At 60.9% G+C, this 26,120-nt stretch carries 28 protein-coding genes; 17 read left to right on the top strand and 11 right to left on the bottom strand.

Translation table 11 applies throughout. From position 1 onward, the window contains the following. Nucleotides 1-170: 170 nt before the first annotated feature. From V8P77_RS07290 to V8P77_RS07300, 3 genes are all read left to right on the top strand, one after another. Nucleotides 171-428, top strand: coding sequence for a DUF982 domain-containing protein (locus V8P77_RS07290; RefSeq protein WP_011651896.1), 258 nt, complete (start codon nt 171-173; stop codon nt 426-428). Between the two features lie 107 nt (nt 429-535). Next, nucleotides 536-706: a hypothetical protein gene (locus V8P77_RS07295; protein ID WP_162039352.1), complete on the top strand. Its 171-nt coding sequence runs from the start codon at nt 536-538 to the stop codon at nt 704-706. Further along, entirely contained in the window at nt 706-957 is a 252-nt protein-coding gene (locus V8P77_RS07300; protein WP_335911419.1) for a hypothetical protein, read from the top strand. Before V8P77_RS07295 ends, V8P77_RS07300 begins: the two co-directional genes overlap by 1 nt. A gap of 158 nt (nt 958-1,115) precedes the next feature. On the opposite strand, the gene V8P77_RS07305 is transcribed toward V8P77_RS07300, so the two are convergent. From V8P77_RS07305 to V8P77_RS07320, 4 genes are all read right to left on the bottom strand, one after another. Further along, nucleotides 1,116-1,664 carry a nuclear transport factor 2 family protein gene (locus V8P77_RS07305; protein WP_335911420.1) on the bottom strand — a complete coding sequence of 183 codons (549 nt, stop codon included), beginning with the start codon at nt 1,662-1,664 and terminating at the stop codon, nt 1,116-1,118. 80 nt (nt 1,665-1,744) lie between these two features. Further along, on the bottom strand, nt 1,745-2,548 hold the full coding sequence (locus V8P77_RS07310) for an SDR family oxidoreductase (RefSeq protein ID WP_335911421.1): 804 nt from the start codon (nt 2,546-2,548) through the stop codon (nt 1,745-1,747). 54 nt (nt 2,549-2,602) lie between these two features. Beyond that, a complete protein-coding gene (locus V8P77_RS07315; protein WP_335911422.1) occupies nt 2,603-3,001 on the bottom strand; it encodes a GlcG/HbpS family heme-binding protein in 399 nt (132 codons plus the stop codon). Nucleotides 3,002-3,149: 148 nt separating this feature from the next. Further along, on the bottom strand, nt 3,150-4,037 hold the full coding sequence (locus V8P77_RS07320) for a helix-turn-helix domain-containing protein (protein WP_335911542.1): 888 nt from the start codon (nt 4,035-4,037) through the stop codon (nt 3,150-3,152). Nucleotides 4,038-4,445: 408 nt separating this feature from the next. On the opposite strand from V8P77_RS07320, the gene V8P77_RS07325 reads away from it, so the two are divergent. Beyond that, nucleotides 4,446-4,922, top strand: coding sequence for a DUF2938 domain-containing protein (locus V8P77_RS07325; RefSeq protein ID WP_335911423.1), 477 nt, complete (start codon nt 4,446-4,448; stop codon nt 4,920-4,922). A 214-nt stretch (nt 4,923-5,136) separates the two neighbouring features. Here the strand turns inward: V8P77_RS07325 and V8P77_RS07330 are convergent, their stop codons facing one another. Genes V8P77_RS07330 through V8P77_RS07340 form a run of 3 tightly spaced genes read right to left on the bottom strand, consistent with a single transcriptional unit; the run spans nt 5,137 to nt 8,142 of the window. Beyond that, a complete protein-coding gene (locus V8P77_RS07330; protein WP_003539493.1) occupies nt 5,137-5,778 on the bottom strand; it encodes a ThuA domain-containing protein in 642 nt (213 codons plus the stop codon). 18 nt (nt 5,779-5,796) lie between these two features. Continuing rightward, nucleotides 5,797-6,897 (bottom strand): Gfo/Idh/MocA family protein, encoded by a 1,101-nt coding sequence (locus tag V8P77_RS07335; RefSeq protein ID WP_335911424.1) that lies wholly within the window; start codon nt 6,895-6,897, stop codon nt 5,797-5,799. Between the two features lie 45 nt (nt 6,898-6,942). Further along, nucleotides 6,943-8,142, bottom strand: a complete 1,200-nt coding sequence (locus V8P77_RS07340; protein ID WP_003539497.1) for an ROK family transcriptional regulator — start codon at nt 8,140-8,142, stop codon at nt 6,943-6,945. A gap of 202 nt (nt 8,143-8,344) precedes the next feature. Here V8P77_RS07340 and V8P77_RS07345 point away from each other — a divergent pair, with 202 nt between their 5' ends. The 8 genes from V8P77_RS07345 (at nt 8,345) to V8P77_RS07380 (ending at nt 16,440) form a co-directional block, all read left to right on the top strand. After that, the gene (locus V8P77_RS07345) at nt 8,345-9,649 is read left to right on the top strand and encodes an ABC transporter substrate-binding protein (RefSeq protein ID WP_335911425.1); all 1,305 of its coding nucleotides are present in this window, start codon (nt 8,345-8,347) and stop codon (nt 9,647-9,649) included. 81 nt (nt 9,650-9,730) lie between these two features. Then, nucleotides 9,731-10,669: a carbohydrate ABC transporter permease gene (locus V8P77_RS07350; RefSeq protein WP_003559249.1), complete on the top strand. Its 939-nt coding sequence runs from the start codon at nt 9,731-9,733 to the stop codon at nt 10,667-10,669. Then, nucleotides 10,662-11,510 (top strand): carbohydrate ABC transporter permease, encoded by an 849-nt coding sequence (locus tag V8P77_RS07355; protein ID WP_003539503.1) that lies wholly within the window; start codon nt 10,662-10,664, stop codon nt 11,508-11,510. Before V8P77_RS07350 ends, V8P77_RS07355 begins: the two co-directional genes overlap by 8 nt. 22 nt (nt 11,511-11,532) lie before the next feature. Continuing rightward, complete coding sequence (locus tag V8P77_RS07360; RefSeq protein WP_264395583.1) at nt 11,533-12,606, top strand: ABC transporter ATP-binding protein; 1,074 nt, start codon at nt 11,533-11,535, stop codon at nt 12,604-12,606. 452 nt (nt 12,607-13,058) lie between these two features. Next, nucleotides 13,059-13,844, top strand: a complete 786-nt coding sequence (locus V8P77_RS07365) for a protein kinase family protein (protein ID WP_335911426.1) — start codon at nt 13,059-13,061, stop codon at nt 13,842-13,844. Between the two features lie 137 nt (nt 13,845-13,981). After that, nucleotides 13,982-14,926 carry a phosphotransferase family protein gene (locus tag V8P77_RS07370; RefSeq protein ID WP_335911427.1) on the top strand — a complete coding sequence of 315 codons (945 nt, stop codon included), beginning with the start codon at nt 13,982-13,984 and terminating at the stop codon, nt 14,924-14,926. Nucleotides 14,927-15,085: 159 nt separating this feature from the next. Further along, nucleotides 15,086-15,586: a GFA family protein gene (locus V8P77_RS07375; RefSeq protein ID WP_335911428.1), complete on the top strand. Its 501-nt coding sequence runs from the start codon at nt 15,086-15,088 to the stop codon at nt 15,584-15,586. Nucleotides 15,587-15,936: 350 nt separating this feature from the next. Then, a complete protein-coding gene (locus V8P77_RS07380) occupies nt 15,937-16,440 on the top strand; it encodes a P-loop nucleotide/nucleoside kinase family protein (protein WP_335911429.1) in 504 nt (167 codons plus the stop codon). A gap of 203 nt (nt 16,441-16,643) precedes the next feature. Here V8P77_RS07380 and kdgD read toward each other — a convergent pair whose 3' ends face one another. The 3 genes from kdgD to V8P77_RS07395 form a co-directional block, all read right to left on the bottom strand. Then, entirely contained in the window at nt 16,644-17,570 is a 927-nt protein-coding gene (gene kdgD, locus V8P77_RS07385) for a 5-dehydro-4-deoxyglucarate dehydratase (protein WP_335911430.1), read from the bottom strand. A gap of 33 nt (nt 17,571-17,603) precedes the next feature. Next, nucleotides 17,604-18,578, bottom strand: coding sequence for a mannonate dehydratase (locus tag V8P77_RS07390; RefSeq protein ID WP_335911431.1), 975 nt, complete (start codon nt 18,576-18,578; stop codon nt 17,604-17,606). A 65-nt stretch (nt 18,579-18,643) separates the two neighbouring features. Beyond that, nucleotides 18,644-19,354: a FadR/GntR family transcriptional regulator gene (locus V8P77_RS07395; RefSeq protein ID WP_335911432.1), complete on the bottom strand. Its 711-nt coding sequence runs from the start codon at nt 19,352-19,354 to the stop codon at nt 18,644-18,646. Nucleotides 19,355-19,485: 131 nt separating this feature from the next. Here V8P77_RS07395 and V8P77_RS07400 point away from each other — a divergent pair, with 131 nt between their 5' ends. The 5 genes from V8P77_RS07400 to V8P77_RS07420 are packed head-to-tail and all read left to right on the top strand — an operon-like array spanning nt 19,486 to nt 24,600. Next, a complete protein-coding gene (locus V8P77_RS07400) occupies nt 19,486-21,081 on the top strand; it encodes an ABC transporter substrate-binding protein (RefSeq protein ID WP_335911433.1) in 1,596 nt (531 codons plus the stop codon). A gap of 19 nt (nt 21,082-21,100) precedes the next feature. Further along, on the top strand, nt 21,101-22,129 hold the full coding sequence (locus V8P77_RS07405) for an ABC transporter permease (RefSeq protein WP_335911434.1): 1,029 nt from the start codon (nt 21,101-21,103) through the stop codon (nt 22,127-22,129). Continuing rightward, a complete protein-coding gene (locus tag V8P77_RS07410; protein ID WP_335911435.1) occupies nt 22,126-23,028 on the top strand; it encodes an ABC transporter permease in 903 nt (300 codons plus the stop codon). Before V8P77_RS07405 ends, V8P77_RS07410 begins: the two co-directional genes overlap by 4 nt. After that, nucleotides 23,015-23,860 (top strand): ABC transporter ATP-binding protein, encoded by an 846-nt coding sequence (locus tag V8P77_RS07415; RefSeq protein ID WP_335911436.1) that lies wholly within the window; start codon nt 23,015-23,017, stop codon nt 23,858-23,860. Before V8P77_RS07410 ends, V8P77_RS07415 begins: the two co-directional genes overlap by 14 nt. Continuing rightward, the gene (locus tag V8P77_RS07420; RefSeq protein WP_335911437.1) at nt 23,857-24,600 is read left to right on the top strand and encodes an ABC transporter ATP-binding protein; all 744 of its coding nucleotides are present in this window, start codon (nt 23,857-23,859) and stop codon (nt 24,598-24,600) included. Before V8P77_RS07415 ends, V8P77_RS07420 begins: the two co-directional genes overlap by 4 nt. A gap of 233 nt (nt 24,601-24,833) precedes the next feature. Here V8P77_RS07420 and V8P77_RS07425 read toward each other — a convergent pair whose 3' ends face one another. Continuing rightward, the gene (locus tag V8P77_RS07425; RefSeq protein WP_335911438.1) at nt 24,834-25,889 is read right to left on the bottom strand and encodes a LacI family DNA-binding transcriptional regulator; all 1,056 of its coding nucleotides are present in this window, start codon (nt 25,887-25,889) and stop codon (nt 24,834-24,836) included. Between the last annotated feature and the right edge of the window lie 231 nt (nt 25,890-26,120).

The following is a 26,120-nucleotide window of genomic DNA, read 5'->3' on the forward strand; positions in this document are numbered from 1 at the left end:
CACCGGCCGCAGGGGATCTGGAGGGGACGAAAAGGAACGTCTACACTGCGAGCCTCGCTGAAGATCAAATCCCGTAAGGCCACGCTCCGGCAGGTGACGCGGCCCGCCAACGGCACGCAATTTGCATCGTACCCATAAGCTCCACCGAAATTGGGAAAAGCTGTAGCAAAGTGAGACAGACGGCACATTTTAGACCGGTTGGCTTGGCCTCAATGGGGCTCGGCCATTATGCCGTTATTAACTCTGTGTGGGACGCCGCGCGTACGCTCCTGCGCGACTGGCCGGTAGACGACGGCGAAGAGTATTTCGAGGCCGTCAAGTCGTGCCTGGATGCGATTATCGGCGATCTCCCACCGGAACATGTGCGGGCGGCCTTCATCAGGGCGGCACAGGAGGCCGGCATTGCGGTCATAGAAGCGGCGGACTGAATAGTCTCCGCGCTTCCACACCCATCTTCAAAGCCAGATCGTCCCGACGCTTGACTTTTCCTGCCGAAGTTCTAAAGTAGAACAAAGCAGGAACATTGGAGATGATCATGACGCATACGGAACAGGTGATCGCCAACGCCCTCGCGCTCGTCGAAGCGTCTCGCGCAGCCCGGGAGCGAGATCAACAGCGACGTGCCGCATGGCAGAGAAAGGTCGAACTCAGCCGGCCGCTGCCGCCATTGCCGCGTCCGGTTCAATTGCCGCTGGCGCTGAACTGATGCAGCCGGCAAGCAACTTGGAACCCGGTCAGGCACGCCCCGAACACGCTGGGGCCGATCAAGCCTGGCCTGATCAAGCATGGGAAGTGGAAGCCGTGCTTGCCTGGCATGACGACAATGCCAAGGCGGCGATCCGCTCGCTGCTCGATGACTGCAAACATCTCCGCCAGCAACTGGCGCTGGCGGAAAGCGTGATGAGCCGCGGGATGGCCCGCGGCTGGGCGCCGCGATACGAGCGGGACGCCCTTTGACGGCCGACCTTCGCCAAGGATGTTGAGCCGGTCAAATAACGGAGCCGGCAACAGGTGTCAGCCACCTGCCACCCTGATCTACCCTCCATCCTGGGAAGCCGGCTTGCGGCCATCAGCATGTCCGCGCCGTGACTTTGGAACGGCAAGTTTGGTTCTGGCTAGTCGGCCGGCGTCACACGGGTCCAAAACGCGTTGAACACGACCGAATCGAAGAAGGCCGAGGCGCGGACGATACGGCCGTCGCGCATGTCGAGAAACCAGGCATAGGTGTTTGCGTAAGGCTCCCCGTCGCGGGCGATGCCGCGGGCGTCGAAAAAGACGATCACAGTGTCGCCGTCGGCATAGACATTGCGGATCGCGGGCTTCAGCGGCGCCTTCATGCGGGCATTAAACGGGCGGATCACCTCGCGCAAGAATGCTTCGCGGCTGGGATAGGTCTTCGATGCCAGCGAATAGCCCTCGATTGTCCAGCGGGCGTCGTCGGCGAGGAGGTCATAAGGACTGCCTGTGCCGGCCGCCCAAGCTTCGAATCCAGCCTCGACGGCTGCCTTGTTGCGGCGTTCGGTTTCGGTCAGCGTCTGCGCTGCGGCGCGGGCTTCGAGCCCGCCCAGAGCAAGGATGGTGGCGGCGATGCCGAGGGTTGCATTGAAGATGCGGCGGGCCAGGGATTGCTGGCGGCGGACGGTTGCCGTTGCGGTGTAGGACATGGGTTTCTCCGGAAAATCGTGTTGGTGGCACGACACCCGTGCCCGGGTGCCGCTTGCGGCGCTCGCCGCCGGAACTCTGCTTAGATCTGGTTCTCCCAAGCTCTCAGCTGATGCTCCTTCAGCATGTCCTCGACGACCTTCGGAACGACGTTGCGGAACCTGCCGGTGTCGGCCGGAACGACGTCGATCATACGGTCGATCATTTCCTTCGGGTCCATCTTACCTTCGGGGGTGGCGAAGAAATCGTCGAAGCCCTTGCGCAGATCTGCGCGCTTGGTGAAGTTCTTGCTGTCATCAAGCCAGCGGAACGGATTGTCGGCCATCGTCTCGTTGTAGCCGGTGTAGTAGGCGCCCGGATTGATCGTCTGGATCTTGATGCCATAGGGGGCGAGTTCCTGCTGCAGCGCTTCGGCGATCGATTCCAAAGCGTGCTTGGTGGAGACATAGGTGCCCCAGTTGGCCGGAGTGAAGAGGCCGCCCATCGAGGACGTGAAGACCACCTTGCCCTTCTTGCGTTCGCGCACCCATTTCTGGACGACGCCCTGGGTCAGCAACAGCGGCAGGAAGACATTGACTTCGTAGTTCTTGCGAACGAGCTCGATCGGGATTTCCCAAACCGGACCGGCTTCGCCCATGCCGGCATTGTTCCAGAGCACGTCAAAGTCCCAGCCCTGCGCCTGCTTGATGTCGTAGGGGTCGGTGAGGTCGAGACGCTCGACTCGAACGTTCTTCAGTCCGAGGGCGGAGACCTCCTCACGCAGCGGCGTGACCTGCGACGAAACCTGCGTGGTCGCGATGATGCTGTGGCCGTTCTTTGCCATGCCAATGGCGGCAGCCTTGCCGAAGCCGGAGCCTGCACCAGTGATCAAAATGGTCTTGGTCATGTGACATTCCTTTCGATACTTTGGGGTTGGTCAAATCAAGGGTCGGCACAAGCATCACGCGACGGCTGCAGCCGCTGCCTGCGCGATTTCCAAATCCTGCGGAACCGCTCCGCCGGAAACGCCAACGGCGCCGATCACCGTGCCGTCGCGGGCAAAAAGCGAGATGCCGCCGGGAAAGGGAGCCAGGCCGCCGTTGGATAATTCGAGGGCATGGGCGGGAGCGCCGGGCTTGCAATATTCCCAGACGGCCTCGCTTGTGGTTTGAAACAATACGGCCGTCCGAGCCTTGCCCATGGCAAGGTCGATGGAGCCGAGCACGGCGCCGTCCATTCGGCTGAACGCCTTGAGATGAGCTCCGGCGTCCAGGACCGTGATATTGACCGGCACACCGATTTCTTTAGCCCGCGCCTCGCCTGCGGCGATGATCTTGCGCGCTTCGTCAATGGTAATCATCTCCCTGCTCCTTTTTCGTTTGGGGGCTAGTCCTCCCCGCTCGATGAGACAGGTGTAGGCCGAAAAGGGCTTTGCGGTATTTTCAGCTCTTGCTGTGCTATGCGCAGATCTTGCGCTCCGGCGTGCGTGCTCCGGCAGGCGGATACCGTTAACCGGCGATGAGCGCGCGGTACTGGCCGGGCGTCAAGCCGGTCATCTTGCGAAAGGCGCGCGTGAAATTTGCTTGCGAGCCGAAGCCGGTATCGAGCGCGATCTCCACGAGCGAGGATCCCGCAAGCCGCAGCTTTTCCTTGGCCGCCTCGATCCGTCGCTTGGTAACGTAGCGATGCGGGGTGAGGCCGGTAGTCTTGCGGAACATGCGGGCAAAATGAAAGGGGCTGAGGCAAGCCTCCGCAGCAAGGTCATCCAGCGAGATCTCCGCTGCGATCCGGGCTTCAATGAAATCGAAGACGCGTTGCAGCCTTTTTGGGTGGACGGTCGGAGCCCGCGCGGCGGGTTGCCACCTGCCGGAAGAATAGGTGCCGAGCAGGTGCGCCGCCAGTGCCGTCTGAATGCCGTCGAGGAAGAGTCGACCAGTCGGCTCAAGGCTTCTGTTCAACAAACCCCGGAAGAGTTGACCGATCTGCAGCACCATCGGATCGGGGACGCCGCCCGCATAGGCGAGCTGCACCTTGGCCGGGTCGATGTCAAAGTTCGAAAGCGCGCTCTGGCCTAGCAGCGAAGGCGGTAGAAAGATGTGCAGGGACTCGGGCATGGTGCCAATGATTTCGACACTGCTCTCATGGACACCCGCCGGACATATCCAAGCGACACCGGGACGAGCGATCGCCTCCCGCCTGTGGCCGTCACCGGTCCACCTGATCTTCGAATGACCCGAGAGCAGGACGGCTATTTCCGTGCATTCGAGTGTAAGGTCGACTTGCCAGCCCGGATCGAAACGCCTGAGCTCGACCTGCAGCGACGAGCATTCAACGAGCCCGCCCACTCGCTCGCTGGTCCGATACTTTCTGTCCCCTTGCGATTCCACGAAAGTCATGTCGCATCCACGCCGTGAAGATAGATCTAAACTCGAATTGTTCGGTCTCGGCGGGCCGATCGCCACCGCCACGCCGCTGTCAATCTGCAATCATCTTTGATTTATTAAATGAATATTTTTCAGGCACGCCGCCCTGCTGTCAGGGGACCTGCGTATTACGTCAGGATTTTGGCTGAAATTCAGGCGAGCGCAAGTCCTATGGAACAAAGCGATACCGCAGCCCCTTGTGCCTTCAGTCAATTCACGCCTGCACTGACGCCTTTGCGGATGACCGAGCGCCGACGAGGGCAGGGACCCTCCTCCGGGGAAAAACTGGAGTTGAGGCGATGAACTGGTGGCAGCCTTGCGCAGGCGCGCCCGCAATGGTTTGGTAGCGTCCTGCATTCGCAACACTTCCGGTGATTCCCAATGTTCGATATTCTGTGGCGCGGCCTGGTGATCGGCGCCGGCGCAACCATCCTCATGGACCTCTGGGCGATCCTGCTCACGCAGTTTGGCCAGCCACCGGCCAACTGGGCACCTGTGGGACGCTGGTTCTGGCACCTTCGCCGCGGCAATGTCTTTCACGAGAAAATTGCCGGCGCCGAGCCCTATGCCCATGAGCTGGCGCTCGGCTGGATCAGCCATTACGCCGTCGGCATTCTCTATGGGGTGATCTTTGCCATGATCATGGGCTCGGCCTGGCTGGCGGCACCGACATTTCTTCCCGCCTGGGTCTTCGGTATCGTCACCGTTGGGGCAGGGTGGTTCCTGCTGCAGCCCGGCCTCGGCATCGGCTGGGCCGCTTCCAAACACCCGACCCCGAACAAGGTGCGGTGCTTCAATCTGCTGGCTCATACGGTGTTTGCGCTGGGGCTCTATGGGACGGCGCTGATCATCGGCTGAGACCAGCCAAAACCCCTCCCCAACCCCTCCCCACAAGGGGGAGGGGCTAAACCGCGGCCGGCGCCAGCAACAAAAGCGAGCTCTTGCTCGCTGTGACCGTTCCACGGATTATTGCGATAGAGGTTATCGCAAGCGGTGCGGCATCTTAGCCCCTCCCCCTTGTGGGGAGGGGTTGGGGAGGGGCCTTTCTTGGATACCTACGAACCATACTGCCTTACCGCGCAGCCCAGTTGGCGCCGCGGCGGAAGATGGTCTTCATCTGGGGAACGTCGAATTCCTTGGCCTGATGGCCGAGCGAGGAATAGAAGACCCGGCCCTTGCCGTATTTCCGCTTCCAGACGACGGGCATGACGACGCCGTCGATCCAGTAGGCGTGTTCGCCGGTGAATTTCGTCGTCGCCAGAACCTCGTTCGAGGGGTCGACATGCATGTAATATTGCTCTGAGGTATAGGGGAAATCGGCAATACCCTCCATGAGCGGATCGTCAGGGCGCGTGATGTTGACGGTATAGTCGATGATGTTGCCGGGGTGCGCCACCCACTGGCCGCCGATGATGAACTGGTAGTCGACGGAGTCGCGGAAGGCATCGCCCGCGCCGCCGTGATAGCCGGCGATACCGACGCCGCTTTCGATCGCGGTCGCGAGGTTCTTGACCTCTTCCTTCTCGATCTTCGACATCGTCATGATCGGCACCACGAGGCTGAGATCATGGACGGAAGGGTCGGCAAGCGCCTCGGTGCCGTGCTCGAGATAGACCTTGAAGCCGTCTTCCTCGAGCATGGTCTTGATGATTTCGGCGCACTCCTGCGGCTCATGCCCGCTCCAGCCGCCCCAGACGATCAGTGCTTCTCGCATAGTCTTTCCTCCTGAAATCTATTTCGCCAGTCGTCCGTCGACGATGGAATCGGACAGCGGGGCAGGGCGCTCCGTTGCCGTGGTGATCGCGACCGTCCGGCCGGTCGCGGCGGCGCTGTGGAATGCTTCCATGACTTCGAGCACATGCAGGGCCAGATCGCCATTGGCGCGGTGCGGCCGGTTGGAGCGGATCGCATGCGCCATATCGGCAACGCCGAGCGAGCGGTAGTTGCCATCGGCATAGGGTGAGGTGACCGGCTGGTCCTCGAACGAACCGCCCTTCTTCAGATATTCCACCGGGCCGCCAAACTTGTTGGGATCGGGAACAACAAGCGTGCCCTCGGTGCCGTAGACTTCCAACGGCACATGCTTGTGGCCGGCAACGTCGAAGCTCATGGCGATCTGGACGACGGCGCCGTTGGCAAAGGCCATCATGCCGGTGACATGGGTCGGCACATGCACGGGGATGCGTTCGCCGTTTCGCGGTTCGCTGGTGATCAGCCGCTCGGCCCGCGGCGTCGTTGCAAAGCCCGCAACTTGAGAAACTGGTCCGAGAAGATTGACGAGATCGGTGATGTAATAGGGACCCATATCGAGCATCGGCCCGCCGCCGACTTCATAATAGAAGGCCGGGTTCGGGTGCCAGCGCTCATGGCCGGGGCACATGAAGGTCGCCGAGCCGCCGACCGGCTGGCCGATGACGCCTTGGTCGATCAGGGCACGCGCCGTCTGGTGGCCGCCGCCGAGGAAGGTGTCGGGGGCAGCGCCGATGCGGAGATTCCTCGCCTTGGCGGCGTCCGCCAATTTTTTCCCTTCCGCGAAATTAATCCCGAGCGGCTTTTCCGAATAGGTGTGCTTGCCGGCTTCAAGCGCCTGCAGCGCCACGGCAACATGGGCCTTCGGGATCGTCAAATTGACGATGATCTCGACCTTGGGGTCGGCAAAAAGCTCCTCGACCGTCTTGACCGGAACATTGAATTCCGCAGCCTTCGCTTGCGCCAGCTCCCGGTTGAGATCGGCGACGCCGCGGATATCGAGAATGGGAAAGGATGCCATCGCCGTGAGATAGGCGCCCGAAATATTGCCGCATCCGATGATGCCGATACCGACCTTGTCCATGAATTCCTCCATTGATCGTGCCATTGATTTTGATTGTGCCGCCCGTCAGAGCGCCGGCCCCGTCGTGCTCCAGGGCGATTCGTAGAGTTCGTAGAGCGCCACCGCAGCGGCACCCTGCGCCCAGAAATCATCGGTCGAATCGTCGAAGACGAGTTCGCTCACGCCGCGCAGCGACGGCGGAATGGCGAGCGCATAAGCATCGCGCAGGCTGTTGAGAAAGGGTTCTCCGAGCGCCAGGCTCGACCCCACAAGAATGACCCGCGGCGGCGCAAACAGCGTGACGATATTGGCAATGGTCAAACCCACCGCTTCGCCGGCGCGGATGGCGGCACTGATCAGCCGGTCGTCATCGGCCTTGATCAGTGCCTGGGCATGGTTCATGCCGCGCCCGAGGCGGATGGCCTCGGCAAAACGCCCGTCGGCCTGCTGTTCGCCGAGGATCGCGCTTTCGCCGGCCTGGCTGAAAAGCCGGACGACGCCATTCGGGCCCATGCCGAGCACCAGGTCGCCGAGATTGTGGCTGAGGCCGCCGGCGCCGCGAAACAGGCTGTTGCCGTGCAGGACCCCGAGACCCAGTGTCTGCTCCAACGAAATCAGCACCATATCTTCGAGATCGCGCGCCTTTCCAAACCAGTGATGGCCAAGCGTAATGGCGTGGGCGTCGCTTTCGACAATGGTCGGCGTTGCCAACCGCGTCGACATCTCGGCGGCGAAATCGACATTGGTGTCGCGAAAGATCGGGCTGCTACGGATATAGCCGGTGCGGTGCTCGATGACGCCGGGAAAGCCGAGGCAGACGCTGTCGACATCTTCAAGCGAAAGCCCGGCATCGACGACGCAGCGCCTGACACCATCCTCGACCAGATCGGCGATGACGCCGATCGGCTGCCGGTCGATGCGGATCGGCAAGGCGAGCTTCGACAGCACGTCGCCGCGGAAATTGGTGACGACGAAGACCATCCTGTTGGCGGCGATCTTGGCGCCGACCACGCGGGCAGCATCCGGATTGAGCTCCAGCATCACCCGCGGCCGTCCGCGCACCGCCTCGTTGCGGATATCGCCTTCGTGACGCGGCAGGATCAGCCCGTCGTCGAGCAATGAGGCGGTGATAGCCGAAACGGTCGTGGTGGAGAGTTCGGTACGCTCGCTGATCTCTATCCGCGAGATCGGACCATGGCGCCTGATGGTATCGAGCACGTTCAAGCGATTGATCGCGCGCATTAATTCTGGATCTGCGGTCTTCATGGGAACTAGCCAGGCGAGCGTTTCGTTGGGGCGGAACCCAAATATTTTTAACGGGTTACGAAATAAATAGCAGGGAATTCAGTGGCCATGTCAAGCGCATTTAATAAAAATAGAGGCATTGGGTTGACAATATGCCAAAGCTCCATTGAATTAATCCGCATAGGGGAAAAATTGTGAGGATAGGCCCCTGGGAGGAAAAATCATGACTTTTAGGTTCAAGAGCGCCGCTTTTGGCGGCAGGCGTATCGCATCCATGGCCGCGGCCGCCGGCATGTTGCTGGCCGGAGCAGGTGCCGCTTCGGCGGCGACGGTGGTCAAGTGGCTGCATCTCGAGCTCGACCCGAAATATGTCGCGGCCTGGGAAGACATCGTCAAGAAATACGAAGCCCAGCATCCCGACGTCGATATCCAGATGCAGTTTCTCGAAAACGAGGCCTTCAAGGCCAAGCTTCCGACATTGCTGCAATCCGACGACGTACCGGATTTCTTTTTCAGCTGGGGCGGTGGCGTCTTGAAGCAGCAGTCCGAGACCGGCGCCCTCCAGGATGTGACACCGGCGCTGGATGCCGATGGCGGCAAACTGCGTGGCGCCTATAGCCCGGCGTCGGTCAACGGCCTGACATTCGAAGGCAAGACCTGGGCTATTCCCTATAAGGTCGGTCTGGTCAGCTTCTTCTACAACAAGGAGTTGTTTGCCAGGGCCGGCGTGAAGGCCGAGGACATCAAGAACTGGACTGATTTTCTCGGTACCGTGAAGAAAATCAAGGAGGCAGGCATCGTGCCGATCGCCGGCGGCGGCGGTGAGAAATGGCCGATCCACTTCTACTGGAGCTATCTCGTCATGCGCGAAGGCGGACAGAAGGTCTTCGAAGCGGCAAAGACCGGCCAGGGTGAAGGTTTCCTCGATCCCGCGATCATCAAGGCCGGCGAGGATCTCGCCGAACTTGGAAAGCTCGAACCGTTCCAGCCCGGCTATCTCGGCTCGACCTGGCCGCAGGCGCTCGGCGTTTTCGGCGACGGCAAGGCTGCGATCATCCTCGGCTTTGAAAATACCGAGGCCAACCAGCGCAAGAATGCCGGCGACGGCAAGGGTCTCGCACCCGAAAATATCGGCCGTTTCGCCTTCCCGGCGGTTGATGGCGGCGCCGGCAAGCCGACCGATACGCTTGGCGGCCTGAACGGTTGGGCCGTTACCAAGAAGGCATCCAAGGAAGCGCTCGATTTCCTCGCCTTCCTGACCAATGCGGACAATGAGCGGGCGATGGCCAAATCAGGCATGCTTCTGCCCGTTGCCGTCGGCGCCGGCGACGGCGTCACCAACCCGCTGCTTGCCGAATCGGCAAAACAGCTGGCCGCTTCGACCTGGCATCAGAATTATTTCGACCAGGATCTGGGTGCAGCGGTCGGCCGTGTCGTCAACGACGTGTCGGTGGAAATCGTCTCCGGGCAGATGAATTCCAAGGACGGCGCCCAGATGATCCAGGACGCTTTCGAGCTGGAACAATAACCAGCGCCTGCAGACCATCCTGGCGCTCCAGTGAAGAGCGGGAGCGCCAGTATTGCTGCCGACATGCCGAAAGCAGGACCCATGGCCAATATTTCAGTCCCGTCGATAACCACGGCCGCAAGGCCGGCAAAAAGAGCCGCAAACAGCAAGAGCTCGGTCGCCCATGACCGGCTGGCGGTGCTGTTGATCTTCCTGCCGCCGGCGCTGCTGCTTTTCACGCTCTTCGTCATCATGCCGATGGGCGAGGCGGCCTGGTACAGCCTCTATAAGTGGAATGGCTACGGCACGCCGACCGAGTTCATCGCGCTGCGCAATTTCCAGGTTCTGTTCCGCAATGCGGCCTTCACGCAGGCGCTGGTCAATAACGGCCTGATCATCGTGATCTCGATCTGCATCCAGGTGCCGCTCGCCATCTGGCTGGCCACCATGCTGGCGCACCGCATTCCGGGTGTCGTCGGCTACCGCCTCATCTTCTTCCTGCCCTATGTACTGGCGGACGTCGCCGCAGGCCTCATCTGGCGCTTCGTCTATGATGGCGACTATGGCCTGTTTGCCGCCGTTTCCAACTTCTTCGGCTTCGCCAACCCTTACGTGCTCGCCGACAAGGACGTGGCGATCTATGCCGTGCTTGGGGTGATCGTCTGGAAATATTTCGGCTTCCACATGATGCTGTTCATCGCCGGCCTGCAATCCGTCGACAAGAGCGTGCTGGAGGCCGCCGAAATCGACGGCGCCACCGGCTGGCAGAAGTTCCGTTACGTGACGCTGCCGCTGCTCGGCTCGACCTTGCGTCTTTCCATCTTCTTTGCCGTCGTCGGCTCGCTGCAGCTCTTCGACATGATCATGCCGCTGACGGGCGGCGGGCCGTCCAACTCCACCCAGACGATGGTCACCTTCCTCTACACCTACGGCGTCATGCGCATGCAGGTCGGCCTCGGCAGCGCCGTCGGCGTGGTGCTCTTCATCATCTGCGTGACGCTCGCCTTCGGTTACAAAAGGATATTCATGCGCCATGACTGATATGAGCTCTTCCATCCGCATGAGCACATCAACACGCGTCTATCTCTACGTGTCGCTGAGCCTGATTGCCGCGATCGTGCTCGTGCCGCTGCTGACGACGGCGCTCGGCGGCTTCAAGACGCTGGGCGACTTGCGCACCAATCCCTTCGGCCTGCCGACGGAGTGGCAATGGGCGAACTACACCGATATCCTCTTCGGCGAACGTTACTGGCTGCAGATCGGAAATTCGCTGGTGATCGCCTCGCTCACCGTCCTCCTGACGCTGATCGTCTCGTCGATGGCGGCTTTCGCCTTTGCCCATGTCCGCTTTTTCGGATCGTCGTTCCTGCTCAATTATTTTCTGCTCGGCCTGATGTTTCCGGCGGCGACCGCGATCCTGCCGCTGTTCATCCGCATCCGCGATCTCGGCCTGCTCGATACCTATTGGGGCGTGGTGCTGCCGCAGGTGGCCTTCGGCCTCGGCATGAGCATCCTGCTGTTTCGAAATTATTTCCGCAACCTTCCGGAAGAATTGTTTCAGGCGGCATTCGTCGACGGTTGCGGCTATCTCCGCTTCTTCTGGCATATCTCGCTGCCGCTTTCCCGGCCGATCGTCGCCACCGTCAGTATCATCTCCTTCGTCGGCAGCTGGAACAGCTACATCCTGCCGCTGATCATGCTGAACTCGGAATCGAAATATCCCTGGCCGCTCGGCATCATGGTCTATCGCGGCGAGTACGGCACGGAGTGGCAGCTGGTGCTGGCCTTCATTACGCTGACCATCCTTCCCACCATCATCGTCTTTTTCGTCGCCCAGAGACACATCATCGCCGGTCTGACCGCCGGTGCCGTGAAGTCCTGAGCCGAACCGTTGGAGTACAATCATGGCATCCGTTGAACTCACCGATATCAGCAAGACCTATGGCGCCGTCGATGTCATCCACGGCATCTCGCTTCACATTGAGGATGGCGAATTCGTCGCCCTCGTCGGGCCGTCCGGTTGCGGAAAATCGACGCTGCTCAGAATGATCGCCGGCCTCGAGGAGATCACCGACGGCGAGATCGCCATCGGCGGCAAGGTCGTCAACGCCATGACGCCGCGCGAACGCAACATCGCCATGGTCTTCCAATCCTACGCGCTCTATCCGCACATGACGGTCGCTGAGAACATGGGCTTCAATCTGAAGCTCGCCGGCGTTGCCAAACCGCAGATCGAGGCCCGGGTGGCCGAAGCCGCCCGCATGCTGGATCTCGCCAACCTGCTCGACCGCAAGCCGGCCCAACTTTCCGGCGGCCAGCGCCAGCGCGTCGCCATGGGGCGCGCTGTCGTGCGCAATCCCGCCGTCTTCCTGTTCGACGAGCCGCTCTCCAACCTCGATGCCAAACTCCGCGTGCAGATGCGCTCGGAAATCAAGACGCTGCATCAGAAGGTCAGGACGACCTCGATCTATGTCACCCATGACCAGATCGAAGCGATGACGCTTGCCGACCGCATCGTCGTGCTCAATCAGGGCAGGGTGGAGCAAGAGGGGACGCCGCTCGAACTCTACAGAAAACCCGCCAATCTCTTTGTCGCCGCCTTCATCGGATCACCGGCGATGAACATGCTCGAAGGCACGGTCGACGGCGAAAATGGTGAGCCCGCCGCCCGCCTCGGCGACGGCACGGCAATCCGCATCGCGCCCGACCGCAAGGTCAAGGCCGGCCAGGCCGTCACCATCGGCCTGCGCCCCGAACATCTCGTTCCCGGTGTCGCCGCCGGCACGCCGCTCGCCGGCCGGACGATGCTGGTGGAACCGACAGGCGCCCAGACGCATGTCGTCTTCGATCTCGCCGGCCAGCAGGTGACCGCCATCGTCGACGGCGAATATCCCGCCCGTTACGGCGCCGTCTTCGAGGCGAGTATCACCAGCGATCAGGTGCACGTCTTCGACCGCGGCACCGGCGTGGCGCTGTAGACGCAAGAATGGGGCATGCGATCCTCGGTCTAGGAGATCGCCGAATCCAGCCCCTCATCCGCCTGCCGGCACCTTCTCCCCGTAAACGGGGCGAAGGGACACGCCGCGGCCCTCTCCGTTTCTCACCCACGTCTCGCAGGACACGTCCCCTCTACCCGTTTTTACGGGGGTCCGGAGGACGGGTCGAGATCTGTGGCTCGACCCCGGTAAGGTTAGCGTGAGGGGCAGCTATTCACGCGTTCCGGCGGCAAGACCCGGGCCACTACTCCCTAGACCATAAACTGCCATTGGTGGTATTTGCGGCATAACTCCGAAAATCTTCAGCTCAATGCATGCATCAGTGACGATCGCCTGGAGTGGTTCGAGATCGTTAGCATGAATTGTGGCGGCCGAAATTGCTTGAATGATCCGGCGATTTCGGCGTTAGGCGCTCCCTAAGGTATACGTTCCGTATGGAAGAAGAGACTTCATTGGACGGCGGCGGGCGTACCCGAGTTTCGCGACGCGGCAGCGTGGTCTTTCGCGCATCAGGTCCATGGTCCCATACGGTCATCAGTCTTCTGCAGCATCTTGAGCGCTCCGGTTTTTCTGAAGCACCGCGTGTGATAGGCCGAGGTTTCGACGAGCAAGGACGCGAAACTTTATCATTCATCGAGGGTGAAATTCTTCATCCCGGGCCTTGGGCCGACGACGCACTTCCCCGGTTGGGGGATATGCTCAGACGACTGCACGACGCCACCAGTTCATTTTCAATTCCGAAGGATGCCGTTTGGCGACCATGGTTTGGTCGCGCCGTCGGTCGTGGTCCACTGGTCATTGGTCACTGCGACACTGGACCTTGGAACATCATATCCCATGCAGGCCAGCCGATTGCTTTGATTGATTGGGAAGTTGCCGGTCCAGTGCGCCGGGATATCGAACTGGTGCAGGCATGCTGGTTGAACGCTCAGCTCTATGATGATGACATCGCGGAAAAGGTGGGCCTCGGTTCGGCAACAGCGAGGGCACGACAAGTCCGCATGCTGCTCGACGGATATGGCCTGGCACGGAATGCTCGAAGCGGGTTCATCGACCAGTTGATCGAATTCGCAGTGCTGGATGCAGCCGCACAGGCAATCGAATCCAGCGTCACCGCGGAAAGTAAGGACTCTGAGCCACTCTGGGCAATAACATGGAGAACAAAGAGTGCGGCCTGGATACTCCGCAATCGCCGCATGTTGGAGACCGTTCTTGTTTGACGACGCGCTATCCCCCAGACGTCGGAGTTCCTCGTCAGGATTGCGCAATTGCCGTGATTATAGTGAGATGCAGAGAGCTTATCCCGTTAGGCGAAAGCGCGACAACAGGGTCGCATGCTATGGCACCGAGACGAAGGATGACTTTAGAACTGGACGCTGAAACGATTTCGCGGCTCATCCAGCACATTGAGCCCGATCTTACCGTCAGCGGTTTCTCCCGGCTGGAGGGCGGCAGCACTGAGGTCTACAGGATTGATCTTGCGAATTCCGATTACGGGTCGCTGGTTCTCAAGATTTATCCGGACGAGCCCGAGTGGGGACCCTCGAAGGAGGCGCTCGTAGCGGGCTGGCTCAAGGATTTGACGCTGCCGGTTCCTACGTGGCTGCGCGTCGATGAATCACGGTCCCTTCTGCCATTACGCTATTCCTTGTTGACTCATCTGCCCGGCCGCTCGCTTCGTCACTGGATGGCCGAGCCTGATATCAAAAAGGTCTATCGCCAGATGGGGGAGCTTCTGAGGCGCATTCATGCGGTGCCGATGCCTGCTTATGGCTACGTGCATGGCCAGGGCATCGACAAACCGATACCCACGAACGCAGATTATATGATCGCGGCGTTCGACGATGTGTTTCGGCGGTTTCGCGACCTTGGCGACGATCCCGAGTTGGCAAGTCGTCTGCAACAATTTGCCGAGGGCAGCTTCGATATTTTCGACGCAAGCGACGGTGCGGTTCTCGCCCACGACGATCTTCATCAAGGCAACGTGTTGGCGGTGCGTGGCAAGGCTGGCGGACTTGAATTGAGCGGGCTTGTCGATTTTGGAAACGCACGCGCTGCCGATAAGCTCTTTGATTTGGCCAAGGCCCTTTTCTGCTCTGCACATGAAGACCCGCGCAGCTACCAGCCAATTTTGGAAGGTTACGGCTCGGTCGATCACCCGGACACCGAAAGGGCGCTTCGGCTCTACACTCTTTTCCACCGGGTCAGCATGTGGTGCTGGCTAACGAAGATTGGCGTAGACGCTGCAGCCGAGGCCGGCCCCGGCGGAATTATCCGCGATTTGCGCGAAATGGTGATCTAGCAAGGCAAGTCCGAAGGAGGCCGCCGATGTCGAAATTATTCGAGGTTTAAAACGGCCGGAACTTCACGGCTGCGGACCCGCTCCGGGAAGCTGGACGATCAAAAGACCAAAACCTAAAAGAGATTAGGCCCAAATCCGCCTCTTGAAGGAGGAGAAAAAATGAAACGCATCGAGATGGAGGTGAGCGGCGGCTGCCAGTGCGGTGCCGTGCGCTACCACGCAACCGCTATGTTTGACAATTCGCATCTCTGCCATTGCCGCATGTGCCAGAAAGCCTCGGGCAACATCTTTGCCGCGCTCGTCGCCGCGCCCGATGATGCGCTCACCTGGACACGCGGCAAGCCGAGCGTCTGGAAGAGCTCGGAGCTTGTCGAGCGCGGCTTCTGCGCCAATTGCGGCACGCCATTGTTCTTCCACCACCTCGAAAACGGTCGCACCAACCTGATGATCGGTTCGCTCGACGATCCGCACGCCTTCTCGCCGCTTGCCAATACCTGCACCGAGAACATGGTGGCATGGTTCGATACGATCACGGGCATAGAAAATACCGGTGCGACCGAAAACAACGGCGCCGACTGGGCCGCGGCGATCAAGGAGAGCAGCAACCAGCACCCCGATCACGATACCACCTCTTGGACGGCGAGGGTGCGTGATGGCTGAGTCCTATTCCGGCGGTTGCCAGTGCGGCGGTTGCCAGTGCGGCGCTGTCCGTTGCCGCTGTTCCGAAAAGCCGTCGTGCCGGAAACCAACGACAGCAACAGCTTATTTTCAAGATGATGCACGCAGGGGTGCCTGAAGGTCTGCTCTTTAGCTAATTCGTGCCTCGACGCAGCCCGTCAGTTTCCGGCCCGGCCCCCGCTCCGTCTTGACCCCCGCGCATAGCGGTCCTACAAGATAGACTATGGCAACACACCTCTGACTGGCCGCGCCTTGCGGCCTTGAGCGAAGCACAGTCCTGCACGACACCGCGGGGCCACTTCCACTTGCCAAGCCAAATCAGAGATTTTCCAATGCCCACGCTCTACCTCACTTGCGGTCTTCCCGGTTCGGGGAAGACGTCGCTCGCCAAGATAATCGAACATGAAGCATCTGCCCTCCGTTTGACCGGAGACGACTGGATGCACAAGCTTTACCCCGGCATCTCTACGCCGGAAGCCGAAACTGGTCCGTGCCGTGGTAGAGTCGAGAGCCTGCAATGGCAGATCGCTCTGCGTGCCATCAGGCTTCAGTGTAACGTTGTCGTGGATTGGGGAGTGTGGTCACGGGCAGAACGCGACACCTGCCGGGAGGAAGCTCGCGCAGCTGGTGCCCGCGTCGTCCTCTGCTTCCTCGACGTTCCCTTTGATGAGCTTTGGGACCGGGTCTCCCAGCGAAACGCCGAGCTTCCAGTCGGCACGTTCGACATCTCGCGGGCGGACCTGCTTAGGTGGTCGAAGCTGTTCGAGCCGCCAACCGCCGAGGAGTTGGCGCTTTACGATCGGCAAACCCATCCAGCCATCACCGCCCTTAGATGAAACGCCACAGCGCCAGGGTCTTCTCCGTCTGCGTAGTAGGCGGGTCCGGACCAGCTCGTTGATTTCGCGTAAGGCGACAGCGCAACAGACGCGCCGCTCTCGGCCCATAACGGTCGTCTATCCAAGCCGCGCCGATCTCCGTTGTTGGTGCGAACCGGACAACCGCCGGCCGCGCCACCCCGGCGGCCTACTGCCACGCTGTATTATTCCGCTGCGATCCGTGTAACGCCGTTGGCCTGGACGATCTTTTCCAGTAGCGCCAGCTCTTCCTGGGTAAGATCCGTCAGAGGCGGGCGCACAGGCCCAGGGTTTTGCCCGAGGACGCGAAGGCCGGCCTTGATGATGGAGACGGCATATCCCTTCTTGCGGTTGCGCAAGGCGACGAAGGGGAAGAAGAAGCTCTTCAAGATCTCATCAACGGTTGCCTGATCGCCGGTGCGCAAGGCGCCGTAGAAGCGCTGGGCGAGGGCAGGCACGAAGTTGAAGACGGCCGATGAATAGGTGGTCACGCCTGCGGCGAAATAGGCCTGGGCATAAACCTCGTGGGTCGGCATGCCGCCGACATAGACGAGACGGTCGCCGAGCAGAGTGGTGATCTCGATCACCTTGTCGACATCGCCGACGCCGTCCTTGAAGCCGATCAGGTTCGGGCATTCGTCCGACAGACGTGCGATGCTGTCGGCGGTCAGGATGGCGTTGTCGCGGTTATAGACGATGACGCCGATGCCAACCGATTGGCAGACTGCCTTGACGTGGGCGACGAGGCCCGCCTGTTCGGCAAACATCAGATAGGGCGGCAGCAGCAGCAGCCCGTCCGCGCCGGCCTTTTCGGCCGCGACTGCGATCTCGATGGCGAGCGACGTGCCGTAGCCGGTTCCCGAAATGATCGGCGTCTTGCCGGCCGACGCCTTGGCGGCCCGGATAACCTGCGGGATCTCTGACGGGTTGAGGGAGAAAAATTCACCGGTGCCGCCGGCTGCAAAGAGTGCAGCAGCGTCATAACCGGAAAGCCACTCGACATGGCGGCGGTACTTGGCTTCGTCGAACTTGAGGTGCTCGTCGAAATGCGTAACCGGAAACGAGAGGAGACCACTACCGACGGCCTTCTTCAATTCAATCGGGTTCATCATGAAGTCCTGTTCTTGACGTGTTGAAAACTGGGCTCACTCGCTTTCGAGCACTTGCAGAAGTGCTGCGATATAGCCGTAACAAAAGGCAAATGCGGTCGCGGACGGATCCTTGCCGCTGACGGTCGGAACATGGTCGGGCATCAGCATGTATTTGAACCCGACTTCCTTGTAGATCCTGGCCGAGCGGACCATGTCCATGTCGCCTTCTTCAGGGAAGGTCTCCATGAAGGACAGCTTGCCGCCGCGAATATTGCGGAAGTGCACATTGAAGATCTTGTCGCGCTGGCCGAACCAGCGAATGACATCGTCGATTTCCTTGCTGGGATTTTCGAGCATCTCGCCGATCGAGCCCTGGCAGAAATTGAGGCCGTGATACGGGTTCTCGCGCATCAGCACGAACTTCTTCAGGCCTTCCACCGTACCCAGCACCCGCGTCACGCCGCGATAGCCGGGCGGCGTATAGGGATCGTGCGGATGGCAGGCGAGCCGGACGCGGTTGCTTGCAGCGACAGGAACGACGCGTTCCAGGAAATAGTCGATCCGCTCCCAGTTTTCGTCCTCGGAAAGCACGCCGGCAAGACCGGGCTCGGCCTGCTGGTCCGTCTTGTCCCAGCGGAAGCTCGCATTCAGCGATCCGCCGCGTCCCGGTTCATCCGGCGTGCGGGGAATGCCGATCAGGTTGAGATTGTACTTCACCGCTGGAATGCCGGCTGCCGCGACGTTCTCGATCAGCTTGCAGACGGCGTCAATCTGCCTGTCGCGATCGGGCCCGGCAAGCAGGATATCAGGATAGGAAGCTTTTTCGATCGGCTGCGAGGGCAGCGGCAACTGGATCATGTCGAGGATCAGGCCGAAACTTTCGACCTTGTCGCGATGGCGCTCGAGATCGGAGAGCGTCCAGCTGCTCGGCTTTCCCGGCGGGTCGGCATTGATATGCTTCACGCCCAGTTGCGCGAAAATACGATAATCATCGTCATCCCGCGCTGCGACCTGCGTTCCCAGATACATTTGAGTCTCTTTCGAAATTACACAACGTCATATGACATAATATGAATTTCGAAGAGTGTCGAGCCCTATTGCTGCTCGGCGAGCATGCGGTAGCGGCGTTGGCTGGCCAGCATATGCGCCCGCATTGCCTGTCGCGCCCGCTCCGGATCCTGGTCGGCGATTGCCGAGAGGATTTCGACATGTTCGGCATAAACCTTCTGAAGATAGTCACGGTCATTGGCTTCCGGCAGCGTCGGAAACTGGCCGCGGGGGATGGCTCTGGGGCCGAAATGGCGCAGAACATCAACATAGAATCGGTTGTTCGTGGCGGCGGCAATCGCCATGTGAAAGGCGTAATCCGCCTCCACGGTTTGCTGCCCGGTTTCGATGAGATTCGCCATTCTGCGGTTGGCTTCGCGAATCGCCGCCTCCTGCTCGGCAGTGCGGCGATAGGCGGCAATTGCCGCTGCTTCACCCTCGGCCGCCATGCGGAACTCCAGCAATTCCAGGGTTTCCGGAATGCTTTTGATTTCCACCGGCGTCAGCGACAGGACCGAATGCGCCTTCGGATCTGCGACAAAGACCCCTTTGCCCTGGATCGGCTTGACGAAGCCCGCCGACCTGAGATCGGCAATCGCCTCCCGCACCACGGTGCGGCTGACGCCGAATGTCGCTTCAAGCTGCGGCTCGGTCGGCAGTTGATCGCCGACGCGCAGCTTCCCCGTTTCGATTTGCCCCCGCAGCTGATCGATGACCTGCTGCGCCAGTCTTTGCCGGCCACCGCCGAGTGTCGTCATTGTCCGCTCCCCAATCCCTTTTCGTCAGTCTGCCGCTCGGGTCTTGCAAATCATATCAGACTTCGATAAATCATAATACGACATACGGCCGACATCATATGTCTTTTATAGTAGTCTAGGGAGGACTGACAATGAAGCATTTTTCTAGGGGCTTGTTCGTCGGCGCCGTCATCGGTGCCCTGACGATCGCTGCACCGCTCTCGCAGGCCGCCACGCCGCAGGATCAGCTGGTGGTCGGCACATCGCTGGCGCAGGTTCTGTCGCTGGATCCGCACCAGGCGACAGAAGGCAAGGCGGTCGAGATCATGTCGAATCTTTACGATCGGCTGGTCGCCAGCACGGCCGACGGCAAGATCCTTCCGCAGCTGGCGGAAAGCTGGAAGATCGATGACAAGGGCATCACCTTTACGCTGCACAAGGCCAATTTCGCCTCCGGCAATCCGGTCACCTCGAAGGATGTCGTCTATTCATTGGCGCGGCTCCTGAAGATGGACCAGGCCGCCGCCGCCAACCTCAAGCGCGTCGGTTACGACAAGGACAATGTCGAAAAGCTCGTCAAGGCCGTCGACGACCAGACGGTGCGCATCGATCTCTCCGACCAGGTGACGGCAGAGCTTCTGCTCTACCGGCTGGCGACGACGACCACCAGCGTGGTCGACAGCGTCGAGGTCGAAAGCCACGCCGTCGATAATGACTACGGAAACGCCTGGATGAGAACGCATTCGGCCGGCTCCGGTCCGTTCACTCTCAATCGCTGGTCTCCGAACGAACTCGTGATCCTTGACGCAAACAAGGACTATATGGCCGGCGCGCCGAAGATGCGCCGCGTCATCGTTCGGCATGTGCCTGAAAGCCAGGTCGAGCGGCTGATGCTCGAACGCGGCGATATCGATATCGCCAGCGCGCTCAGCGCATCCGATCTCGCGACCTTCCAGGACAAGCAGGGCTTTGCCATCCAACGTATTCCGACGGGCGGTTTCTACGTGCTGTCGATGAATGCCGGCAACAAATACCTCTCCAACCCGAAGGTCCGCGAAGCCATTGCCTACGGCATCGACTATAAGGGCATCGAAAAGACCATTATGGGCCCCTACGGTCGGGTGAGAAATGTTCCCGTTCCCGAGAATTTCGAATATGCGATCCCCAACCCCGATTGGCAGCTCGACGTCGAAAAGTCCAAGCAGCTGCTGAGCGAGGCGGGCTTCAAGGACGGCTTCTCGCTGTCGCTGAAGACCATTGCGCAAACACCGCGCATCGATCTTGCCACCGCCATCCAGGCATCGCTTGCCCAGGTCGGCATCAAGATCGACATCCAGCAGGGCAACGGCTCGGAAATCATCGCCGCCCATCGCGCCAGGGATTTCGACCTGCTGATCCCGCAGACCGGCGCCTATATGCCGAACGTGCTTGGGTCGATGGAGCAGTTTTCCTCCAATCCCGACAACTCGAAGGAAGCCAACAATGCCGGCAATTTCGTCTGGCGTTCGGCTTGGGACATTCCGGAACTCACGGCCCTGACGGCCAAAGCATCGATGGAGCCGGACGCCAAGAAGCGTGGTGAACTCTATGTTCAGATGCAGAAGATGTTCGTCGAACAGAAGCCGGCGGTGCTTCCGCTCTTCGAGCGCTTCGAGCCGATCGTCCTGTCCGGTAAGGTTCAGGGATATGTCGGGCATCCCTCGCAATTGACGCGTCTCGAGAACGTCACGAAGGTCGAAACTCAGTAATACGCCAAGGCAGCCGATCATGAAGGAACTCTCCGTAGCCGAATTTGGCCGACGCCTGGCGCATTTGCTGGTCAGCCTGTTCATTCTCTTGTGTGTGACCTTCGTGATCGGCCGCATTCTCCCCACCGATCCGGTCGGCGCGATTGTCGGCGAGCTCGCCGATCCCGCCGCCTATGCGGCGATGCGGGCGCGCCTGGGGCTCGATCTGCCGATCTACCAGCAGTTTTTCCTCTATCTGAACGGGCTGGCGCATGGTGATTTCGGCACGGCCGTCTTGACGGGCAATCCGGTCTCTGCAGACCTCGCTCAAGCCTTTCCGGCGACATTCGAACTCGCGACGTTGGCGGTGATCATTTCGACCTTCGTCGGCGTTCCGCTCGGCCTGGTCGCGGCGCTGTTTCGCGACAGCCTGATCGACAAGACCGCCCGGGTAGTGGCGCTCGTCGGTCATTCGATCCCGGTTTTCTGGTTCGGTATCGTCGGGCTCGTCATCTTCTATGCCGGCCTTAACTGGGTCGGCGGGCCGGGCAGGATCGATGTCTTTTACGAAGGCCTCGTCACGCCGCAAACCGGGCTGTTGTTGATCGACAGCCTGCTGCAGGGCGAGACGGAAATCTTCTGGAATGCGCTCGGCCATATCATCCTTCCTGCCGTCATCCTCGCCTATGCGGCGATGGCCTACATCACCCGCATGACGCGCAGTTTCACCCTGGAGCAGTTGAGCCAGGATTATGTCATCGCCGCCCGCGCCAAGGGTGTCAGCCCAACCGGCACGATCTTGCGCCATGTCCTGCCGAACATTGCGGTGCAGCTGATCACCATCCTGGCCATTTCCTATGGCGGGCTGCTCGAAGGCGCTGTGGTCACCGAGATCGTCTTCTCCTGGCCGGGCATTGGCCAGTACATGACGAACGCGCTGATGATCGGCGACATGAACGCCATCGTCGCCGGCACCATCATTGTGGGATTCATTTTCATGTTGTTGAACTTTCTGGCCGACGTCGCCTATGCCGTCTTTGATCCGCGCATGAGGGAGACGGCCCGATGAGCGACGCACTCCGCAGCGAGATTCGGATCCGCCCTCCAAGTGTGTCGAGCCGCATGGCGGCGTCGCTTGCGCGCGCCGGCGGCAAATTGGCCGACGAGCCGCTCGGTCTTGCGGGGTTCGTCATCCTTGGTCTGCTCTGCGTGATCGCGATCTTCGCGCCGCTTCTGGCGCCTTATGATCCGGTCGTGCAGTCGCTTGGCGACGCCTTGCAGCCGCCGAGCCTCGCGCACTTGGCAGGTACGGACGAATTCGGCCGCGACATCTTGAGCCGCCTGATCTTTGGCACGCGCATCACCATCCAGACCGTATTTTCGGTCTCCCTGATCGTCGGGCCGATCGGCCTGTTGATCGGCGTCGTTGCCGGCTTCTTCGGAGGGCGCACCGATGCGCTGCTGATGCGCGCCACCGACGTCGTTCTCTCTTTCCCGTCGCTGATCCTGGCGCTCGCCTTTGCTGCGGCGCTCGGCGCCGGATTGACCACGGCAATCATCGCGATCTCGCTGACCGCATGGCCGCCGATCGCGAGACTCGCGCGCGCCGAGGCCCTTGTCGTCAGGAACGCCGACTATGTGGTCGCCGCCCGCCTTTATGGCGCCTCGCCGATGCGCATTCTTCTCCTCTACATCGCGCCGATGTGCGTCCCATCGGTCATCGTTCGGCTGACGCTCAACATGGCGGGCATCATCCTGACGGCGGCTTCCCTTGGCTTTCTCGGGCTTGGCGCCCAGCCGCCGGCGCCGGAATGGGGCGCGATGATCTCCAGCGGCCGCAAGTTCATGCTCGATTATTGGTGGGTTGCCGTGATGCCGGGTATCGCCATCCTCCTCACCAGCCTTGCCTTCAACATCGCCGGAGATGCTCTGCGCGACATTCTGGATCCTCGCCATGCAAGATCGTGATCTGCAGCCCGTTCTTTCCGTCGAAGGATTGAGCGTCCGTTTCGGCCGAGGCGCCGTGCCCGCCGTCTCCAACGTGACTTTCGACGTCGGGCGCGAACGTGTCGGGATCGTCGGAGAATCCGGCTCCGGCAAATCGACGACCGGCCGCGCCATCATGCGTCTTCTGCCGCCGGCCGCGGTGGTCTCGGCCGAGCGTCTGGATCTCGCCGGCAGTTCGTTGCTGTCGAAGACCGAACGTCAGATGGGCGCGCTGCGCGGCAAGGACATCGCGCTGATCATGCAGGATCCGCGCTATTCGCTGAATCCGGTGCTGTCGATCGGCAAGCAGATCGCCGAAGCCGCACGCCTTCATCTCGGTCTTCATAAGAAACAGGCGCATGAGGCTGCCCGCGCCATGCTGGAGCGCGTGCGCATCAGCGATCCGGAGCGGGTCATGGCGCTTTATCCGCACCAGATATCGGGTGGCATGGGTCAGCGCGTGATGATCGCGATGATGCTGCTGGCGCGGCCGAAGCTGGTTATCGCCGACGAGCCGACCTCGGCACTTGATGTCAGCGTTCGCAAGGATGTGCTCCTGCTGCTCGATGAGCTGGTGCGCGAGAACAATTCCGGACTGCTGTTGATCAGCCATGACATTCGCATGGTGGCAGCCTTTTGCGAGCGCATCATCGTCATGTATGCCGGCCGGATCGTCGAGACCCTGACCAGCCTCGATGAGGCTCGCCATCCCTATACCCGCGGGCTGATCGCTGCGCTACCCGACCCCAGGAATCCGGTTCGCCGGCTTGCGGTTCTCGACAGGACGAAACTCGATCTGGAGACGGCACAATGATAAATGTGCGTGACCTCGATGTCGTCTTTGCCTCCGGTAAATCAAGCAACCATGTCGTCAGGGGCATCAGTTTTCAGGTCGGCCAGGGGGAGACGCTCGGCATTGTCGGTGAATCCGGATGCGGCAAATCGACGGTGCTGCGTTGCCTTGCCGGCATGGAGGCCGGTTGGACCGGTCACATCGAGCTTGGCGGCAAACCGATCGGCAAGAGGCGCTCCCGCGAGGAGCTGAAATTCGCCCAGATGGTGTTTCAGGACCCTTACGGATCCCTGCATCCGCGCCATCGGATCGGCACCGCCTTGGCGGAACCGCTGCGCGCCATGCGCCATTCCGATATCTGGTTGAAGGTCGAAAAGGCATTGATCCAGGTGGGTTTGCCGGCGAGCTTCGCAAACCGTTTTCCGCATGAGCTTTCCGGCGGCCAGCGGCAAAGGGTGGCCATCGCCCGCGCTCTGATCCTGTCGCCGCCCATCCTGTTGCTCGATGAGCCGACATCGGCGCTCGACGTCTCGATCCAGGCTGAGATCCTCAACCTGCTGGCCGATCAGCGCGAGGAAAAGGGCCTGACCTATCTGCTCGTCAGCCACGACCTCGCGGTCATCGCCCATATGTGCGACCGGGTGCTGATCATGAAGAATGGTTGCTTCGTCGATGATCTCACCAGGGAGGATCTGCAGGCCGGTATCACCCATGATGCCTATGCGCGTGAACTGTTCGAAGCGAGTTTTATCGAGGCTTGATATCCCTCGGCCTTGTGCCCGCTGCTGTCCGGTTTGCGTGGATAGCTGCCCCTCACCCTAACCCTCTCCCCGTAAAAACGGGGCGAGGGGACGTGCCACACGAGAGGTGGAGGAAGGGGAACGGAGACGGCGCGGCGGGGTCCCTTCGCCCCGCGAGCGGGGAGAAGGTGGCGGCAGCCGGATGAGGGGCAGGCTTCAACGATTCGGACAGCATTGACCGTGGCGCGGGATTGTCAGCGGCCTTCCGTAACGGCAGACACATGCCTGACCGCCGCGACGCTGCCCCTTTCGACGAGATGGCAGGCAAGCTCGACCCGCCGTCTTGGCGTCGCAAGGCCGAGCATCATGTCGCGCAGCAGATCGAGCGCGGTGGCGCCCAGTTCGCGCATCGGAATATGCACTGTCGACAGCGGCGGATTGAGAAAGGCCGACTGCGGCAGGTCGTCTATGCCCATCACCGAGATGTCCTGCGGCACGGCATAACCCATCGCCTGCAATCCGCGCACCGCGCCATTGGCAAGACTGTCGCCCGCCGTCAGGATGGCGGTGAAGGAGAGGCCTTTCTCGCGGACAAGACGGGTGATCGCCTCGGCGCCGAGCTCCGGCAGCCAGTCGTCGACCTCGAGGACCAGATCGGCATCGGCCGTCAGCCCATGATGCTGCAGGGCATCGCGCCAGCCCTCGAGGCGCCGCTCGATCGTTCGCCGACCCGGCCTCAGCATGAACAGGATGCGTTCATGCCCGGCTTTGATCAGCCGCTCGGCGGCGATGAAGGCGGCCGAGCGGTTGCAGGGCGTAACGCTCGAAAGCCGCATATAGGGATCGTCGCTGTTGACCAGCACGACGGGCTTTCCGAGATCAGCCGCCGCCGCCAGCATCTCCTCTTCGTCGACGGTCAGGATGAGCATGCCGCCAAAGCTCGGATCATCACGCATCTCGGCGACGACGCGGGCTTCATCCCCCTTATCGGCAACCGGGCGCATCGCCAGTTCTATGCCGAGGGCGGCGGCGCGCGCATTCAATCCTTCGAGCACGTAGACCGTAAACTGGTTGCGGACATAGTCGATCATCGCTGCGCCGGAGGCGACGAGCATGACCTTCTTGCCGGCGACGCTTGCCGGCAGGGCGTAGCTGACCGCACTTGCCGTTTCCAGCACCAGCTTGCGAATCTCCGGCCTGACGCCCTTTTCGCCGGCCAGCGCACGCGACACCGTGCTGATCGAGACGCCGCATCGGGCGGCAATGTCGTCGAGGCGCGTGCGCCTGCCTTTTTTCTCTTCCGCCGCCATGTCGTCTCCTCGCACCCGCTACTATGCAAAAATCTTTCAGATTGCGCAAATGGATTGCCTGTGCACAATCGTTCCCTGAGGAGTCCGCGGCAAGCGGCAGAGCAGGGAGGCTTTGAAGATGCGGCTTGAGGGCCAATCCATGCGTCGGCGTTTTGTCCGGCGTCTCAAGGATCGAGCATGATGCCGAAAAGTGTGAGCGGTTTTCGGACGACATCATGCTCTAGCTGTTCT

It is taken from the genome of Rhizobium aouanii, assembly GCF_037002925.1.
GTDB lineage: Bacteria > Pseudomonadota > Alphaproteobacteria > Rhizobiales > Rhizobiaceae > Rhizobium > Rhizobium aouanii.

What these genes read in the sequence shown, in the direction of transcription:
- V8P77_RS07370 (WP_335911427.1), top strand. Translation starts at nt 13,982, where the DNA reads ATGACTTTAGAACTGGACGCTGAAACGATTTCGCGGCTCATCCAGCAC.
- V8P77_RS07420 (WP_335911437.1), top strand. Translation starts at nt 23,857, where the DNA reads ATGATAAATGTGCGTGACCTCGATGTCGTCTTTGCCTCCGGTAAATCA.
- V8P77_RS07355 (WP_003539503.1), top strand. Translation starts at nt 10,662, where the DNA reads ATGACTGATATGAGCTCTTCCATCCGCATGAGCACATCAACACGCGTC.
- V8P77_RS07335 (WP_335911424.1), bottom strand. Translation starts at nt 6,897, where the DNA reads ATGGACAAGGTCGGTATCGGCATCATCGGATGCGGCAATATTTCGGGC.
- V8P77_RS07315 (WP_335911422.1), bottom strand. Translation starts at nt 3,001, where the DNA reads ATGATTACCATTGACGAAGCGCGCAAGATCATCGCCGCAGGCGAGGCG.
- V8P77_RS07345 (WP_335911425.1), top strand. Translation starts at nt 8,345, where the DNA reads ATGACTTTTAGGTTCAAGAGCGCCGCTTTTGGCGGCAGGCGTATCGCA.
- V8P77_RS07350 (WP_003559249.1), top strand. Translation starts at nt 9,731, where the DNA reads ATGGCCAATATTTCAGTCCCGTCGATAACCACGGCCGCAAGGCCGGCA.
- V8P77_RS07410 (WP_335911435.1), top strand. Translation starts at nt 22,126, where the DNA reads ATGAGCGACGCACTCCGCAGCGAGATTCGGATCCGCCCTCCAAGTGTG.
- kdgD (WP_335911430.1), bottom strand. Translation starts at nt 17,570, where the DNA reads ATGATGAACCCGATTGAATTGAAGAAGGCCGTCGGTAGTGGTCTCCTC.
- V8P77_RS07415 (WP_335911436.1), top strand. Translation starts at nt 23,015, where the DNA reads ATGCAAGATCGTGATCTGCAGCCCGTTCTTTCCGTCGAAGGATTGAGC.
- V8P77_RS07305 (WP_335911420.1), bottom strand. Translation starts at nt 1,664, where the DNA reads ATGTCCTACACCGCAACGGCAACCGTCCGCCGCCAGCAATCCCTGGCC.
- V8P77_RS07300 (WP_335911419.1), top strand. Translation starts at nt 706, where the DNA reads ATGCAGCCGGCAAGCAACTTGGAACCCGGTCAGGCACGCCCCGAACAC.
- V8P77_RS07365 (WP_335911426.1), top strand. Translation starts at nt 13,059, where the DNA reads ATGGAAGAAGAGACTTCATTGGACGGCGGCGGGCGTACCCGAGTTTCG.
- V8P77_RS07425 (WP_335911438.1), bottom strand. Translation starts at nt 25,889, where the DNA reads ATGGCGGCGGAAGAGAAAAAAGGCAGGCGCACGCGCCTCGACGACATT.
- V8P77_RS07375 (WP_335911428.1), top strand. Translation starts at nt 15,086, where the DNA reads ATGAAACGCATCGAGATGGAGGTGAGCGGCGGCTGCCAGTGCGGTGCC.
- V8P77_RS07325 (WP_335911423.1), top strand. Translation starts at nt 4,446, where the DNA reads ATGTTCGATATTCTGTGGCGCGGCCTGGTGATCGGCGCCGGCGCAACC.
- V8P77_RS07320 (WP_335911542.1), bottom strand. Translation starts at nt 4,037, where the DNA reads ATGACTTTCGTGGAATCGCAAGGGGACAGAAAGTATCGGACCAGCGAG.
- V8P77_RS07400 (WP_335911433.1), top strand. Translation starts at nt 19,486, where the DNA reads ATGAAGCATTTTTCTAGGGGCTTGTTCGTCGGCGCCGTCATCGGTGCC.
- V8P77_RS07380 (WP_335911429.1), top strand. Translation starts at nt 15,937, where the DNA reads ATGCCCACGCTCTACCTCACTTGCGGTCTTCCCGGTTCGGGGAAGACG.
- V8P77_RS07390 (WP_335911431.1), bottom strand. Translation starts at nt 18,578, where the DNA reads ATGTATCTGGGAACGCAGGTCGCAGCGCGGGATGACGATGATTATCGT.
- V8P77_RS07295 (WP_162039352.1), top strand. Translation starts at nt 536, where the DNA reads ATGACGCATACGGAACAGGTGATCGCCAACGCCCTCGCGCTCGTCGAA.
- V8P77_RS07360 (WP_264395583.1), top strand. Translation starts at nt 11,533, where the DNA reads ATGGCATCCGTTGAACTCACCGATATCAGCAAGACCTATGGCGCCGTC.
- V8P77_RS07340 (WP_003539497.1), bottom strand. Translation starts at nt 8,142, where the DNA reads ATGAAGACCGCAGATCCAGAATTAATGCGCGCGATCAATCGCTTGAAC.
- V8P77_RS07405 (WP_335911434.1), top strand. Translation starts at nt 21,101, where the DNA reads ATGAAGGAACTCTCCGTAGCCGAATTTGGCCGACGCCTGGCGCATTTG.
- V8P77_RS07310 (WP_335911421.1), bottom strand. Translation starts at nt 2,548, where the DNA reads ATGACCAAGACCATTTTGATCACTGGTGCAGGCTCCGGCTTCGGCAAG.
- V8P77_RS07395 (WP_335911432.1), bottom strand. Translation starts at nt 19,354, where the DNA reads ATGACGACACTCGGCGGTGGCCGGCAAAGACTGGCGCAGCAGGTCATC.
- V8P77_RS07330 (WP_003539493.1), bottom strand. Translation starts at nt 5,778, where the DNA reads ATGCGAGAAGCACTGATCGTCTGGGGCGGCTGGAGCGGGCATGAGCCG.